We start from the raw sequence: 14,234 nt of genomic DNA, 5'->3' as shown, positions 1-14,234 counted from the left end.
GCCCACGAGCACGGGCGGGCCCGCCGCTCGGGTGCGCCCCGCCCCGCGGGCGGGGCGGGCCGAAGGGTTACGCGCCCTTCGTCGGCCCGGACGCCTCCGCGCCCGCGGTGCCCTTCGTGCCCGTCGCCGTCGGCGACTCCTCGAAGTTCACGCGGCCCATGTGCCGGTTCATCGACTTCATCAGCAGCCATACCCCAGCCGCCATCACCGCGAAGACGACGAACCCGAGGACGCCGGGCGTCACCTTGTTCTTGTCGAGCTCCGCGGCGAGAGGGACGAGATGCGTCATCGCCAGGCCAGTGCTGCTCATCGAACGCTCCTTGTGTGGATGTACCGACCATACCCGGGCGCTCCGAACGCGTTCTCCCGGCCCACCCGGGGCCGCCCGGGGCCGGGAGAACAGCGCGAACGGGGCCGGTCAGACGGTGACGACGCTCCGCACACCGGCGAAGAGGTCGTCCTCCGGCAGGGAGGTGTCGACGAGGGACTTGGCCAGCTCGTACTCCTCCGTCGGCCAGACCTCCCTCTGGATGTCCATCGGCACGCGGAACCAGCCGCCGTCCGGATCGATCTGCGTCGCGTGAGCGATCAGCGCCTTGTCGCGGGTCTCGAAGAAGTCGGCGCACGGCACATGCGTCGTGAGCGTCCGCTCGGCGCGCTCGAACTCCTTCCAGCGCTCCAGCCACTCGCCGTACGGAGACTCCAGGCCACGCGCGAGCAGCGCCTCGTGGAGGGCGACCGTACGCGGCTTGTTGAAGCCCTGGTTGTAGTAGAGCTTCTGCGACTGCCAGGCCGGCCCGTACTCGGACTCGGGGTACTTCTCGGTGTCGGCCGCACCGTCGAAGGCCACCATCGTGATCTTGTGGGTCATGATGTGGTCCGGGTGCGGATACCCGCCGTTCTCGTCGTACGTCGTGATGACCTGCGGGCGGAAGGAGCGGATCTTCCGCACCAGCTCGCCCGCCGCCTTGTCGACGTCCTCCAGGGCGAAGCAGCCCTCGGGGAGCGGGGGCAGCGGGTCGCCCTCCGGCAGGCCGGAGTCGACGAAGCCGAGCCATTCCTGCTTCACGCCGAGGATCTCCCGGGCCTCGTCCATCTCCTTGCGGCGGACCTCGTGGATGTTCTCCTCGATGTATCTGTCGCCCTGGAGCTTGGGGTTGAGGATGGAGCCGCGCTCGCCTCCCGTGCAGGTCACGACCAGCACGTCCACCCCCTCGGACACGTACTTCGCCATCGTGGCCGCGCCCTTGCTCGACTCGTCGTCGGGGTGGGCGTGAACGGCCATCAGTCGCAGCTGCTCAGTCAAGACTCGATCCTCAGTGATGTAGGGCATCGGGCCCTCAGCGGTGTAGGGCATCGGGCGGCTTCTATAGTGACGGAATCGGCGGGCCGAAAATTCCGGCGTCTCCGACCGTGAGAGGACGATCATGAGCGCGGTGCGCGAAGAGCTTCCCGAGGGCCGCTACGGCCGCTCGGCGGACGAGCGCGCCGACCGCAAGCTCAAGATCGTGGGCGCGGTGCTGGGTGCGGGCCTGATCGCCATGATCGGCTGGTTCGGCTACGACTACGTGAGCGGCCAGCGGATCAGCGCCGAGATCATCAAGTTCGACGTCACGGCGGACGACCGGGTCCAGGTCCATCTCGAGGTCCGCAAGGACGCGGACGCCCAGGGCTCCTGCACCCTGCGTTCGCGCGCGGAGGACGGCAGCGAGGTCGGCAGGCGCGACGTCCGCTTCGATGCCCGTGAGAGCCGGATCGACGAGGTCGTCACCGTGCGTACCACGGAGAGGGCGACCAGTGCCGAGCTGGCGGGCTGTGTCGCGGACGACGGGCCGAAGGGCTGACGTTTTCTCCGCCGCGTCGGCGCTGACCTGCGTTGACAGATTTTTGATGGCTTTTGGTCCTCCCCCTTTCCTTCGCCAATTGTTAGGCTCGTGGTTTCGCCCACTCGTGAAGGCACATCCTTCTGGGTAGGGCGATGCTTTGTATCCCCAGTACCTACGAGGAGCACCTGTGACCCAGACCAGTGAGAACGTCACCTGGCTCACCCAGGAGGCGTACAACCAGCTCAAGGCCGAGCTGGAGTACCTGTCTGGTCCCGCACGCGTCGAGATCGCGAAGAAGATCGAGGCGGCCCGTGAGGAGGGCGACCTGCGGGAGAACGGCGGGTACCACGCGGCCAAGGAGGAGCAGGGCAAGCAGGAGCTCCGTGTGCGCCAGCTGACCCAGCTCCTGGAGAAGGCGAAGGTCGGTGAGGCCCCGGCGGACAACGGCACGGTGGCCCCCGGCATGGTCGTGACCGTCGCCTTCGACGGTGACGAGAGCGACACCGAGACCTTCCTGCTCGCCTCCCGCGAGTACGCGTCGGGCGACATCTCGACGTACTCGCCCCAGTCCCCGCTCGGCGCGGGCGTCAACGGCAAGAAGATCGGCGAGGACGCGGAGTACGAGCTGCCCAACGGCAAGACCGCCATGGTCAGGATCGTCGAGGCCAAGCCGTACCAGGGCTGAGCCGCCCGTCCCCGCCAGCAGGCCGTATACGGAAGGTCCCCGGCACCGTGTGGTGCCGGGGACCTTCTGTCTGTGTGAGCGCCTGCTGTGTGCGCGAGCGCCCGGTGTGAGCGACTGATGTGAGCGCCCAGTGTGAGCGACTGATGTGAGCGACTGATGTGAGCCCGCGGGCTCAGACCGTCGCCGAGCGGTACTTGCGGACCGCCAGGGTGCGGAAGACGAGCAGGATCAGCACCGACCAGAGCACCGAGGCCAGGATCGGGTGCTGCATGGGCCATGCCTCGGGCGCCTTGAAGCCGGGCGGCAGATTGCCGAACAGCTCACGGCACGCCTGCACGGTCGCGCTGAACGGGTTCCACTCGGCGATCGTCCGCAGGAACGTCGGCATCTGGTTGGCGTCCACGAAGGCGTTCGAGATGAACGTCAGCGGGAACAGCCAGATCAGTCCGCCGGAGGTGGCCGCCTCGGGCGTACGCACGGAGAGGCCGATCAGCGCGCCGATCCAGGAGAACGCGTACCCGAGCAGGAGCAGCAGCATGAAGCCGAGCAGCACCTTGCCGATGTTCTCGTGGACGCGCCAGCCGACGATCAGTGCCACGACGGCGAGGACGACGAGCGTGAGCGCCGTCTGCACCAGGTCGGCGAGCGTACGGCCGGTGAGGACCGCACCGCGCGCCATGGGCAGCGACCGGAAGCGGTCGATGAGGCCCTTGTGCATGTCGTCGGCGATGCCCGCACCGGCACCCGCCGTGGCGAACGTCACGGTCTGGGCGAAGATGCCGGCCATCAGGAACTCGCGGTAGGCCTGCGTCGAGGTGGACCCGCCGACCTGGATGGAGCCGCCGAAGACGTACGTGAACAGCACCACGAACATGATCGGCTGGATCATGCCGAAGATGATCATCTCCGGGATCCGCGTCATACGGATCAGATTGCGCTTGGCGACGACGAGCGAATCGCTCACCGACTGTGCGATGCCGCCGCGCGGACGGGGGGCCGCGACGCGGTCCGCCGCTTCCTGGACGGTGGTCACTTCACGGCCTCCTTTCCGGCCTTGCGGTCCTTGCGCTCTTTCGACTGCCGGGCCGCCGGCACCTCGCCGTTGTCCTCCGCGGCCGCCTCGGCGTGGTGGCCGGTCAGGGAGATGAAGACGTCGTCGAGGGTCGGCCGGCGCAGACCGATGTCGTCGATCTCGATGCCGATGGTGTCCAGCTCGCGGATGACCTCGGCGAGCAGCTTGGCGCCTCCCGCGACCGGGACGGTGAGCCTGCGGGTGTGCGCGTCCACGGCGACGTCGGCGGCCTCGGCGCCGTCCATGCCGAAGCGGAGGAGGACGTCACGGGCCGGGGCGATCTCCTCGGGCCGGTGGACGACGACCTCGACGCGCTCGCCGCCGGTACGGGCCTTGAGCTCGTCCGACGTGCCACGGGCGATGACCTTGCCGTGGTCGATGACGCAGATGGCGTCGGCGAGGTGGTCGGCCTCCTCCAGGTACTGGGTGGTGAGGAGCAGGGTCGTACCGCCGCCGACGAGCTCCTTGATGACCTCCCACAGCGCCTGACGGTTTCGCGGGTCGAGACCGGTCGTCGGCTCGTCCATGAACATCACGGGCGGGGAGACGACCAGCGCGGCCGCGAGGTCGAGACGGCGGCGCATACCGCCGGAGTATGTCTTGGCCGGGCGGTCGGCCGCGTCGGCGAGGTTGAACCGCTCCAGCAGCTCGCCGGCCCGGACCTTCGCCGCCTTCGCGTTCATCTGGTACAGCCGCCCGACCATCTGCAGGTTCTCGCGCCCCGTCAGATACTCGTCGACGGCGGCGAACTGGCCGGAGAGCCCGATCGACCGCCGGACTTCGTTGGGATTCTTGAGGACGTCGATGCCCGCCACGACCGCCTTGCCGCTGTCGGGCTGGAGCAGGGTGGTCAGGACGCGCACGGCGGTGGTCTTGCCCGCGCCGTTCGGGCCGAGGAGCCCGAGGACGGTGCCCTCGGGAACGTCGAGATCAACTCCGTCCAGAGCCCTTACCTCGCCGAAGGTCTTCACCAGACCTTCGGCGTAAATGGCGCCTGGCATGTGGGTACTCCCAGTGGCAGAGGATGAGGTCATGACTTATGGACCGCTTACTTCAGGCGATTGCCGCGCAAGCTTAGGTATTGCCGTCGACCGACGCATCCGAAAATAGCGGCGCGGGCCACAAGGTAACGCGATACATCGCGATACACAAGCCCTGCCGTAAGGCTGTCGTCAGCAGTTCTGCGGGCAGTGTCGTGAGTGGTGCCGCGGGCAGTGCCGCGGGCGGTGTCGTCCGCAGTGCCGCGGGCAGTGTCGTGGGCGGCTCGGCCTCAGCCGATGACCCGGTACCCCGCCTCCTCCAACGCCGCACCGACCTCCGCACAGTGCTCCGGCCCCTTCGTCTCCAGCTGGAGCTCCACCTCGACCTCCGTCAGGCCGAGCCGCGGATCGGTCCGCACATGCCCCACGTCCAGAACATTCGCATCCACCACTGACAACACCCCCAGCAGCGTCGCGAGCGCCCCGGGCCGGTCCGCCAGCCTCAGCCGCAGCGACAGATAGCGGCCCGCCGCCGCCATGCCGTGCCGCAGGATGCGCTGCATCAGCAGCGGGTCCACATTGCCGCCCGACAGCACGGCCACGACCGGCCCCTGGAAGGCCCGGGGCTCGCTGAGCAGCGCGGCGACGGGACTCGCCCCCGCCGGTTCGACGACCTGCTTCGCCCGCTCCAGGCACAGCAGCAGCGCCGAGGAGAGCGCGTCCTCCGACACCGTGCGCACCTCGTCCACCAGCTCCTCGACGATCGTGTACGTCACATCGCCGGGGCAGCCCACCTTGATGCCGTCCGCCATGGTCACCGGCGCCTCGACGGCCACCGGCCGGCCCGCGGCCAGCGACGGCGGAAACGCCGCCGCGCCCTCCGCCTGGACCCCGATCACCTTCACATCGGGACGCAGCGCCTTCACCGCGACCGCGATACCCGCCGCCAGACCACCACCCCCGACCCCGACGACGATCGTCCGCACCTCCGGGCACTGCTCCAGGATCTCCAGACCCACAGTGCCCTGACCCGCGATGATGTCCGGGTGGTCGAAGGGGTGGATGAAGACCGCGCCGGTCTCGTACGCGTACTCCTGCGCCGCGGCCAAGCTCTCGTCGACGACCTGGCCGTGCAGCCGCACATCGGCGCCGTAGTCCCGGGTCGCCGCGATCTTCGGCAGCGGCGCCCCCTGGGGCATGAACACCGTGGAGTGCACGCCGAGGAGCGAGGACGCCAGGGCCACGCCCTGCGCGTGATTGCCCGCCGACGCCGCGACGACGCCCGCCGCGCGCTCCTCGGGACGCAGCCCGGAGATCCGTACGTACGCGCCGCGCAGCTTGAACGAGCCCGTCCGCTGGAGGTTCTCGCACTTGAGGTGCACCGGGGCTCCGACCAGGCCCGACAGATACCGACTGCCCTCCATCGGCGTCATGCGGGCCACACCGGCGAGCATCTTCTGGGCCCCTCGGACGTCGTCGAGGATGAGCGGGTGAAAGGGGCCAGGCGTGCGGAAGCTCATGACAGCAAGTCTCGCAGCTCAGCGGGGTGACGGCCGCCCCGGTCACACAGTTGTCCACAGGATTTCGCAGGGCCCGTACGCACTCGCCCGGCTCCGCGTACTCTGTCCCCCACCAACTGACCACCGCACGAGAGAGCCCGCAGCCATGCCCACATCTCAGGACATGACGACTGATCTAGACCCCGGTCTCCTCGATGCCCTCCAGCACCAGGTGGCCCTCTTCGCGCGCAGAGCCGAGCAGACCCGGCTCGGCGGCGTCGGTCAGGTCCGCAACTCGATGGATCGTGCCGCCTATCTGCTGCTCAACCGGCTCGACCAGGAAGGCCCGATGGGCGTGAAGGCCCTCGCGGCCGGAATGGGCATCGACTCCTCGACCGTCACCCGCCAGGTCGCGCCGCTCGTCGACACGGGCCTGGTGAAGCGCACCTCGCACCCGGAGGACGGCCGTGCCGTCGTCCTGCAGCTGTCGCCGCGCGGCCAGTCCCGACTGGAGGAAGTGCGCTCCTCGCGGCGCGAGTTGATGGCCCAGGTGACCGACGGCTGGACGCCCGAGGAGCGGGAATCGTTCTGCACGCTGCTCACGCGTTTCAACTCGGCGCTCTCCGCCCGGCAGGCCGGGCTCCCCGGTGAAGCGACGGAGCCGTCCCCGACCTCTTGACCGCAGCCGCCGCCTGCTCTGATATGAGGACGTGCGCGAGAGGCGAGAGTCCACGCTCGCCGACCGCCGCGCCCGGGAATTCGAGGCATTCGTCGCGGGCGCGGGTGGCCGGCTGCTCCATGTCGCGACGCTGCTGACGGCGGAGTCGCCCGGGCACAGCCCCGAGGCACAGCGGCTGCTGGTCGGCGCGCTGGCCGAGATGTACGCGGAGTGGGACCGGCGCCACGACGAGGACCCGTACGACCGCACCCGCCAGGAACTCGTCACCCGCTTCGCCCGGAGCGCCTGGCGGCTGCGGCGACGGGCCAGGACCTGGGACGCCGGCGCGGACGCCGGGGTACTGGTCCGGCTCGTCCCGCAGGAGCGGCTCGTCGTCGTACTGCGCCTGTACGAGGGCGTGCCCGAGGAACAGACCGCGGCGCTGCTCGGACTGCCGGTGGAACGGGTCCGGGCGATCGGCACCCGTGCCGTCTCCGTCCTGCGCAGCACCCGCCCGCCGCGGCTGCGCGCCCCGACCTGGAGGGATGCGTCATGACCCGGCAGGGCGGCCGCAAGGAGGAAGAAGTACGGCGGATGCTCGACGCCCCGCATCCGCTGGTCCCCGGCGACCTGCACCTGCGCGCGGCCCACCGGGGCGCCCGGCTGCGACGCCGCCGCAGGGCACTGCACCGCGTGGGCTGTGCGCTGCTGCTCGCGGCCGCGATCGCGTTCGCGGTGTGGGCGGCGGCCGCCGAACCGTGGGTCGTACCGCCGTCGACGACGACGCCGGAGGTCGAGGGCTGGTGACACGAGGGCTGCTGACACGAGGGCTGCTGACACACGGTCGGTCGGTGACACGGCCGGCTGGTGAGAGCTCGTGAGGCCGGACCTATCCTGGAACGAGCGGCGCAACGCATCAGACAGGAGGTCGTCATGACCAGAAAAGTTGCCGATTGCCGCAGGTTCCCGAGCGAGACGGGTTGCACGCTCACCATCTCCGGCCAGGAGGAGGAAGTCCTCCAGGCCGCCACGGAACACGCCGTATCCGTCCACGGCCACACCGACACCGCGGAACTCCGCGAACAGATACACAGCATGCTGGAGGACGAGAAGGTCAGCACCTGACCGGCCCGTCCGCTCGCTGCGATCTGCTCGCCCCCGCCCGCACGCCCCTGCCCCCGCCCGCGTACGACCCGGCCGGCCCGTACGAACTGCCCGCACGCCCCGCACAGCCCGTCCGAACTGCCCGCACAGCCCGTACGACAACGGGCCCCGGCCCGCCGGGCGGCGGTACCGGGGCCCGGGGCAGCGCCCCACGAAGGTCAGCCCAGCGCCTGCTGCAGGTCCGCGAGGAGATCGTCCACCGACTCGATCCCGACGGACAGCCGCACCAGATCCGCCGGAACCTCCAGCGCGGACCCGGCGACGCTCGCGTGCGTCATCCGGCCAGGGTGCTCGATCAGGGACTCGACACCACCCAGCGACTCACCGAGGGTGAAGAGCTTCGCGCGGTTGCAGACCTCGACCGCCGCCTCCTCGCCACCCTGGACCTGGAACGACACCATCCCGCCGAAGCTCTTCATCTGCTTCGCCGCGACCTCGTGCCCCGGGTGCTCCTCCAGCCCCGGGTACAGGACCCGCGTGACCTTCGGGTGGCTGGTCAGCATCTCCGCGACCCGCGTCGCGTTCTCGCTGTGCCGGTCCATACGGACCGGCAGCGTCTTGATGCCCCGCAGCACGATCCACGAGTCGAAGGGACCGGCGACCGCGCCCATCGCGTTCTGGTGGTACGCCAGCTCCTCACCGAGACCGGCGTCGCCGGTGATCAGCGCACCGCCGACCACGTCCGAGTGGCCGCCCATGTACTTGGTCAGCGAGTGCACGACGATGTCCGCGCCCAGCGCGAGCGGCTGCTGCAGATAGGGGCTGGCGAAGGTGTTGTCGACGACGAGCTTCGCCCCGGCGGTGCGGGCGATGTCCGCGACGGCGGCGATGTCGGTGATGCCGAGCAGCGGGTTGGACGGCGTCTCGACCCAGATCACCTTCGTACGGTCGGTCAGGGCGGCCCTGACCGACGCCGGGTCCGAGGTGTCGGCGACGGAGTACTCCACACCCCACCGCTGCACCACCTTGGCGAAGAGCCGGAAGGTGCCGCCGTACGCGTCGTTCGGGATCACCACGTGATCGCCGGGCACCAGCAGCGTACGCAGCAGGCAGTCCTCGGCGGCGAGGCCGGAGGCGAAGGCGAGGCCCCGGCGGCCGCCCTCCAGCGCCGCGAGGTTCTCCTCCAGCGCGGTACGGGTCGGGTTGGCGCTGCGGCTGTACTCGTAGCCGCCGCGCAGTCCGCCCACACCGTCCTGCTTGTAGGTGGACACCTGGTAGATGGGCGGGACGACCGCGCCGGTCAGCGGGTCGGCGCTGTTGCCCGCGTGGATCGCGATGGTCTCGAAGCTGTGCTGGTCGCTCATGCGACCCGAGCGTAGTCCCCACCCGGCGCTTACCCGGCCTCGTACCCGGCCCCCTGACCGGTTCCCGTCACTGGGCCGTCCGGGACAATGGCCGTATGGAGATTCTCTGGTTCCTGCTCGCGCTGGGCCTGCTGGCCGCGGCGATCGGCCCGTACATGCTGCGCCGCCGCCACGCCGTCCGTCAGGTCGCACCCGGATCACCGGACGCCGCCGACCCCGCCGCGTACGGCTTCGTACGCCAGGAGGAGCTCGACCTGCGGCTGCCCGGGCCCGACCAGGACCTCCTCGACGTGCTCGACCTGGTGCAGCGCACCCAGGACTGGCGGGCCGCGTCCCAGCTGCTCTCCGGCACCGAGAAGGAGGGCGAGCGACGCTGGCAGCGGGTGCAGGCGTTCGCGGGCGCGGCATCGCTGGAGCTGCAGCAGCAGCCCGGGACCGGAGGCTCGTGGCTGCGCACCTGGCGCGCGGAGTCCCCGAAGGACGCGGGCGGCGCGGCCGTGCACGCGGAGTTCCTGGTGCAGCAGGCGTGGCGGTCCTCCGGCGGCGTCGGCAGCGACGACTTCCGGATCATCCTGGAGGAGGCCCGTACGGTCTGCGGCGAGGCGGCCCTGCTGGCACCCGGCGACCCCGTCCCGTACATCGTCGAACTGGCCGTGGCCCGCGGACTCGGCTACTCCCACGAGCAGTTCGACCAGCTCTGGGCGAAGGTGATCGACCGCGCCCCCACGCACATGGGCGCCCATCTCGCCGCGCTGCACTACTGGTGCGAGAAGTGGCACGGCTCACGCGAGGAGGCCGACCACTTCGCGACCACCTCGGCGGCCCGCGCACCCCAGGGCTCGCTGCTGGCCGCACTGCCGCTGTTCGCGGTGTTCGAGCACCTGCCCGAGGTCAATCTGGTGACCGGCTTCTACCAGAGCGCGGTGGTCACCAAGGCGGTGGAGGGCGCACTGCACGCGGCGCACACCGCGAGGGCCGACGACCCGGTGCTCCCCCACGTCCGCCATCTGCTCGTCTTCTTCCTGGTCAGGTCCGAGCGCTGGGCCGAGGCCATGCACCAGCTGCTGCGGGTGGACGGCCACGTCGGTGCCCTGCCGTGGACGCACGGCGGCGACCCGGCGGCGGAGTACGCGGTCTACCGGGCGCTCGCGGTGGCGGGCTACGAGGCGAACGGCGGCAGCCCGGCGACGCTGTCGCACTGACGCCGGCGCACCGATGCCGCAGTACCGACAGGCGCTCCGGACGGGGCCCGCGGGGGAATCCCGCGGGCCCCGTCCGCGTTCTGGACACTGCACCCTTCACTCCAGGAGGAGTCCCCCGCATGTTCCTGAACCGCCGCGTCCCCGAGCTGCCCACCGCCACCCAGGCGCTGCGCGGCCGCGAAACCCCGGCCTTCGACGTCCCCGCCCACCACACGGTCCTCGGCAACGCCCTCCTCGGCCCTTATCCCGAGGGCCTCGAGGTCGCCGACTTCGCGCTGGGCTGCTTCTGGGGCGCGGAGCGCAAGTTCTGGCAGACGAAGGGCGTCTGGACCACCCTCGTCGGCTACCAGGGCGGCTACACGGAGAACCCCACCTACGAAGAGGTCTGCTCCGGCCTGACGGGCCACACCGAGGCCGTCCGCGTCGTCTTCGACCCGTCCGTCGTCACCTACGAACAGCTCCTGAAGGTCTTCTGGGAGTCCCACGACCCCACCCAGGGCTTCCGCCAGGGCAACGACGTCGGCACCCAGTACCGCTCGGCGCTCCACACCCACACCCCGTCCCAGGCCACCACGGCCCAGTCCTCCCGCGAGTCCTACCAGCGGGCCCTGACGGGCTCGGGCCACGGCACGATCACCACGGAACTCCTCCCGGCGGATGGCCGCCCCTTCTACCCGGCGGAGGACTACCACCAGCAGTACCTGGACAAGAACCCCGCGGGCTACTGCGGCATCGGCGGGACGGGTGTGTCCTGCCCGATCGGCGTCGCTCCGGCCCCGGATCCCAGGGAAGGCTGACCACACGCCGGTGTCCGTGTTCGGAGATCGCCGTATCGGCGAGTTCGGCTTCAGAGAGCACTCGGGGCTGATCCGGACACGGCCCGGCACGTACGGCTTGGACACCTCCTGCGGCGACTACGTGTCGTACCTGAACGGCTACAACGCAGGAGGAAGAGGGATTCTCCGGTCTGCGGCCACGACACGCGGCCGCTCGCAAGCACGCCGTACACCGACGCCCAGCGCGATCCTGGGCAACCACAACAGGCGACTTACTGAGCGAGGAAACCAGGTCGACGGCAGTGGCTGCAGTACCCGATCATGCACCCATGCCGTTGAGAGACACCCTTGCCCGAGTCGATGCAGATCTGACTGCCGGCCGGGTTCCCGTCGCGCGCCAGCGTCTGCGTGGACTGGTGTCGTCCTTCCCGAACGACCTGATGCTTCGTCGCCGCCTGGCCGAGGTCTACCGCCTGTACGGAGAGCACGCGGAAGCCGGCCGTTGGACGTACCTCGAAGAGGACCAAAACGCAGCTGAGACCGAGGCCTTCGAGGCGAGGTACCGCACGGCTCAGCAGCGCATGCACGCACTTGCCTGGCGTGGTCCTGAGTCGCTTGCCCGAACGGCATTCGCCAGAGAGCAACTAGCAGCAGTACGAGCAGCCTGCTCGGAAGCCGTGGGACGCCCCGTCGACTGGGACACGGTGCCGTCCGGCTCGAAGGAAGACAGCAGAGGAAGCTCGTTCCCCGGCTGTCTGGCAGGGGCTGGATGCCTGGTAACAGTCCTTGCGTTCCTCGCGATCTGGGTCAACGGACTCATCGCCCTCTTCGACTGACTCAGGTCACGCGAGACAGGACATCGAGTGGGCGGCTAAGGCCCGGAGGTAGCCGCCACGGTGGAGACAGTCGTTCTTCACCCACCGCCTGGTGATGCTCGACGACCAACCGCCCTCCCGGGACGAGGCACATGGCAGCGCAGGTTTGCCGGGACGGGCGTCAAGCTAATCGAAACCAACTCGGGAGCGTCCTGCCCGACCGGGCTGGACCCGGACCCGGACCCGACCGAGGAGTCAGGCAAGTACAGCTGCGGACGGCGGGAGTCTGCGCGTGGTGCTGCCGGCGGCAGCGGCTCATGACGTGGCAACACTGGTACGGGCGGTTGCTCGATTGGGTAGGGCAGGCTGCGGCGGCTCGCAGCCCGTGGGGTACCTTCTCCGGTCCTGGCCTGAACCGTCGTGAACCACGCTGAATGAGACGGAAACTGAGACGAGGGGCTCCGATGGAACGGGTAGAGGCCGAGCTGTTCACCGACGGCGGCAACGACGCGATGGTCCGCCTTCCAGGTCGCCGCTTCCCCGGAGTCTTGATCCAGGGCGACACTCTCAGCATTCTCCGGTCGGACGTGGCCGAGCTGGTCGACCTGTGCACCGCCGGCGACCTGGAGGCAGCTCGACACGCGGCAAGCCTCCTTCAGGCTGAGCTGAGCTCGAAGCTTCAGCGTTACATCGATGCGCTCGGAGCTCACGGGGTCCCTCGACCCTTCTGATCCGTAGCTCAAGCCGGATCGCTCGGCGATGGTCGCTCCGGTGGCGTCAAGGCTCTGGAGAGGTGCTCCCGACCCGGGCGGTTACTGGGGTTGCTGTATTTCGTTGCTGTACAGCGGCGGACCGGCTGCCCGACTCAAGGACGACACGGTGGCTCGCATCCCCACGGAAAACACGTCGATGAACAAGCCGGACATATCGCCCATGCGGGGTGATGTACCCACCGTGGAGCGGAGTGAGGCTTTACTCATCGGCGTCCTGTGCGACCGATACCGCCGGTGACGGTGCTGTCACCCTCGACCGGCCCATCTGGTCGCCCCAAGGGAGGTAGAACGATGAACCGAAATCGTCGTCTCGCAGCATTCGCATCCCTGATCGTCCCCGCGCTCGCGCTGGGCCCTGCGGTCGCCGCATACGCGTCGACCACCACAGCGCCCGGCGCCGCACCCAGCGCGACGTGCAATGTCGAAAGAGAGTCGAACGGCAAGTATCACCTCTGGGGTGAGGGATTCCCTGGCGGCACGAAGGTGACCTACTCGGGGTCCAGTTCGGACACCGTCCCAACGGACGAAGGGGGCAGGTTTGACATCGGCGGCCTCAGCGGGTCCCAATTCGTCGTCAAGTCAGGCAGCACGACGCTCACCTGCGTCGTGGTCCAGCACTGAGGATCAACTCAGGGCGGTGGAGAGGGGTTGGTCTCCTGCCTGGTCCGGGGCGCCGGCCCGCTCGGAAGCCGTGGGACGCCCCGTCGACTGGGACACGGTGCCGTCCGGCTCGAAGGAAGACAGCAGAGGAAGCTCGTTCCCCGGCTGTCTGGCAGGGGCTGGATGCCTGGTAACAGTCCTTGCGTTCCTCGCGATCTGGGTCAACGGACTCATCGCCCTCTTCGACTGACTCAGGTCACGTGAGACATCCCTACGATGGCAGCGCCCAGCCAATGCATCGCTCGCAAGGGCCGTCCTCCCGACAACATGTGGTTCCACACCGGGAAATGAGCAACAGAGCCCCTGCTAGGGTGCGCCGATGTCCGCGATCAAGCAGTTCCAAGTCACCTTCGACTGCGCAGAACCTGAGCGCCTCGCTCGTTTCTGGTGCGAGGTGTTGGGGTACGTCGTGCCGCCGCCACCGGAGGGGTTTGCCACTTGGGACGACTTCACGTGCTCGCAGCCACCTGAGCAGCGGGATTCATGGTTCGCCTGCAGTGATCCGTCGGGTGTGGGCCCGCGACTGTACTTCCAGCGCGTCCCCGAAGGGAAAGCCGCCAAGAACCGGCTGCATCTCGACGTGCGGGTCGCCACCGGACTCGTGGGTGAAGAGCGCCTCGCCGCACTTGAGGCCGAATGCGCACGACTGGTCCCGCTCGGCGCGGTACACGTGCGAACGCTGTATGACGGCAATGACGCGTGCATCCCGATGCAGGACATCGAGGGCAACGAGTTCTGTCTCGACTGAGCATCCCCGAGTCGGCGAACCAGAGCCGGCGGCTGAGACCCGTCATCCACCGCGGGGCACCACCGGCCCCGC

The 14,234-nt window shown here is 69.3% G+C and carries 18 protein-coding genes; 12 read left to right on the top strand and 6 right to left on the bottom strand.

What is annotated here, in order from left to right:
• Positions 1 to 67: 67 nt before the first annotated feature.
• Positions 68 to 310: a hypothetical protein gene (locus tag OG766_RS22505; protein ID WP_266382225.1), complete on the bottom strand. Its 243-nt coding sequence runs from the start codon at positions 308 to 310 to the stop codon at positions 68 to 70.
• A 108-nt stretch (positions 311 to 418) separates the two neighbouring features.
• Positions 419 to 1,306, bottom strand: coding sequence for a mycothiol conjugate amidase Mca (gene mca / locus OG766_RS22500; RefSeq protein WP_266382222.1), 888 nt, complete (start codon positions 1,304 to 1,306; stop codon positions 419 to 421).
• A 121-nt stretch (positions 1,307 to 1,427) separates the two neighbouring features.
• Here mca and OG766_RS22495 point away from each other — a divergent pair, with 121 nt between their 5' ends.
• A complete protein-coding gene (locus tag OG766_RS22495; protein WP_328726058.1) occupies positions 1,428 to 1,844 on the top strand; it encodes a DUF4307 domain-containing protein in 417 nt (138 codons plus the stop codon).
• Positions 1,845 to 2,013: 169 nt separating this feature from the next.
• Positions 2,014 to 2,511, top strand: a complete 498-nt coding sequence (gene greA / locus OG766_RS22490) for a transcription elongation factor GreA (RefSeq protein ID WP_266382217.1) — start codon at positions 2,014 to 2,016, stop codon at positions 2,509 to 2,511.
• Between the two features lie 172 nt (positions 2,512 to 2,683).
• On the opposite strand, the gene OG766_RS22485 is transcribed toward greA, so the two are convergent.
• The 3 genes from OG766_RS22485 to ilvA form a co-directional block, all read right to left on the bottom strand.
• On the bottom strand, positions 2,684 to 3,544 hold the full coding sequence (locus OG766_RS22485) for an ABC transporter permease (RefSeq protein WP_266382214.1): 861 nt from the start codon (positions 3,542 to 3,544) through the stop codon (positions 2,684 to 2,686).
• Complete coding sequence (locus OG766_RS22480; protein WP_266382211.1) at positions 3,541 to 4,584, bottom strand: ATP-binding cassette domain-containing protein; 1,044 nt, start codon at positions 4,582 to 4,584, stop codon at positions 3,541 to 3,543. Before OG766_RS22480 ends, OG766_RS22485 begins: the two co-directional genes overlap by 4 nt.
• Before the next feature lie 269 nt (positions 4,585 to 4,853).
• Entirely contained in the window at positions 4,854 to 6,083 is a 1,230-nt protein-coding gene (ilvA, locus tag OG766_RS22475; RefSeq protein WP_266382208.1) for a threonine ammonia-lyase, read from the bottom strand.
• A gap of 145 nt (positions 6,084 to 6,228) precedes the next feature.
• Between ilvA and OG766_RS22470 the strand changes: the two genes are divergently transcribed.
• The 4 genes from OG766_RS22470 to OG766_RS22455 all read left to right on the top strand — a co-directional run bounded on the left by OG766_RS22470 (position 6,229) and on the right by OG766_RS22455 (position 7,845).
• Positions 6,229 to 6,741, top strand: a complete 513-nt coding sequence (locus OG766_RS22470; protein WP_328726057.1) for a MarR family winged helix-turn-helix transcriptional regulator — start codon at positions 6,229 to 6,231, stop codon at positions 6,739 to 6,741.
• 31 nt (positions 6,742 to 6,772) lie between these two features.
• Positions 6,773 to 7,276, top strand: coding sequence for a sigma factor-like helix-turn-helix DNA-binding protein (locus tag OG766_RS22465; protein ID WP_328726056.1), 504 nt, complete (start codon positions 6,773 to 6,775; stop codon positions 7,274 to 7,276).
• Positions 7,273 to 7,527 (top strand): hypothetical protein, encoded by a 255-nt coding sequence (locus tag OG766_RS22460; protein WP_266382198.1) that lies wholly within the window; start codon positions 7,273 to 7,275, stop codon positions 7,525 to 7,527. Before OG766_RS22465 ends, OG766_RS22460 begins: the two co-directional genes overlap by 4 nt.
• 126 nt (positions 7,528 to 7,653) lie before the next feature.
• Positions 7,654 to 7,845 carry a DUF1059 domain-containing protein gene (locus OG766_RS22455; protein ID WP_266382195.1) on the top strand — a complete coding sequence of 64 codons (192 nt, stop codon included), beginning with the start codon at positions 7,654 to 7,656 and terminating at the stop codon, positions 7,843 to 7,845.
• Between the two features lie 197 nt (positions 7,846 to 8,042).
• Here the strand turns inward: OG766_RS22455 and OG766_RS22450 are convergent, their stop codons facing one another.
• Positions 8,043 to 9,188 carry a cystathionine gamma-synthase gene (locus tag OG766_RS22450; RefSeq protein ID WP_266382192.1) on the bottom strand — a complete coding sequence of 382 codons (1,146 nt, stop codon included), beginning with the start codon at positions 9,186 to 9,188 and terminating at the stop codon, positions 8,043 to 8,045.
• Between the two features lie 95 nt (positions 9,189 to 9,283).
• On the opposite strand from OG766_RS22450, the gene OG766_RS22445 reads away from it, so the two are divergent.
• From OG766_RS22445 to OG766_RS22420, 6 genes are all read left to right on the top strand, one after another.
• Positions 9,284 to 10,390 carry a hypothetical protein gene (locus tag OG766_RS22445; protein ID WP_266382189.1) on the top strand — a complete coding sequence of 369 codons (1,107 nt, stop codon included), beginning with the start codon at positions 9,284 to 9,286 and terminating at the stop codon, positions 10,388 to 10,390.
• 119 nt (positions 10,391 to 10,509) lie between these two features.
• Entirely contained in the window at positions 10,510 to 11,187 is a 678-nt protein-coding gene (gene msrA / locus OG766_RS22440) for a peptide-methionine (S)-S-oxide reductase MsrA (RefSeq protein WP_328726055.1), read from the top strand.
• A 308-nt stretch (positions 11,188 to 11,495) separates the two neighbouring features.
• Complete coding sequence (locus tag OG766_RS22435) at positions 11,496 to 12,002, top strand: DUF6584 family protein (RefSeq protein WP_266382144.1); 507 nt, start codon at positions 11,496 to 11,498, stop codon at positions 12,000 to 12,002.
• A 443-nt stretch (positions 12,003 to 12,445) separates the two neighbouring features.
• Entirely contained in the window at positions 12,446 to 12,712 is a 267-nt protein-coding gene (locus tag OG766_RS22430) for a DUF6959 family protein (protein ID WP_266382142.1), read from the top strand.
• A 679-nt stretch (positions 12,713 to 13,391) separates the two neighbouring features.
• Positions 13,392 to 13,604: a DUF6584 family protein gene (locus OG766_RS22425; protein WP_328726054.1), complete on the top strand. Its 213-nt coding sequence runs from the start codon at positions 13,392 to 13,394 to the stop codon at positions 13,602 to 13,604.
• Between the two features lie 129 nt (positions 13,605 to 13,733).
• Positions 13,734 to 14,162 (top strand): VOC family protein, encoded by a 429-nt coding sequence (locus tag OG766_RS22420; protein ID WP_328726053.1) that lies wholly within the window; start codon positions 13,734 to 13,736, stop codon positions 14,160 to 14,162.
• Positions 14,163 to 14,234: the final 72 nt, after the last annotated feature.

Origin of the sequence: Streptomyces sp. NBC_00259, assembly GCF_036181745.1 — a bacterium.
Taxonomy (GTDB): domain Bacteria; phylum Actinomycetota; class Actinomycetes; order Streptomycetales; family Streptomycetaceae; genus Streptomyces; species Streptomyces pratisoli.
The sequence above is the reverse complement of the archived record's forward strand: the minus strand, read 5'-3'. Positions and strand labels throughout refer to the sequence as shown.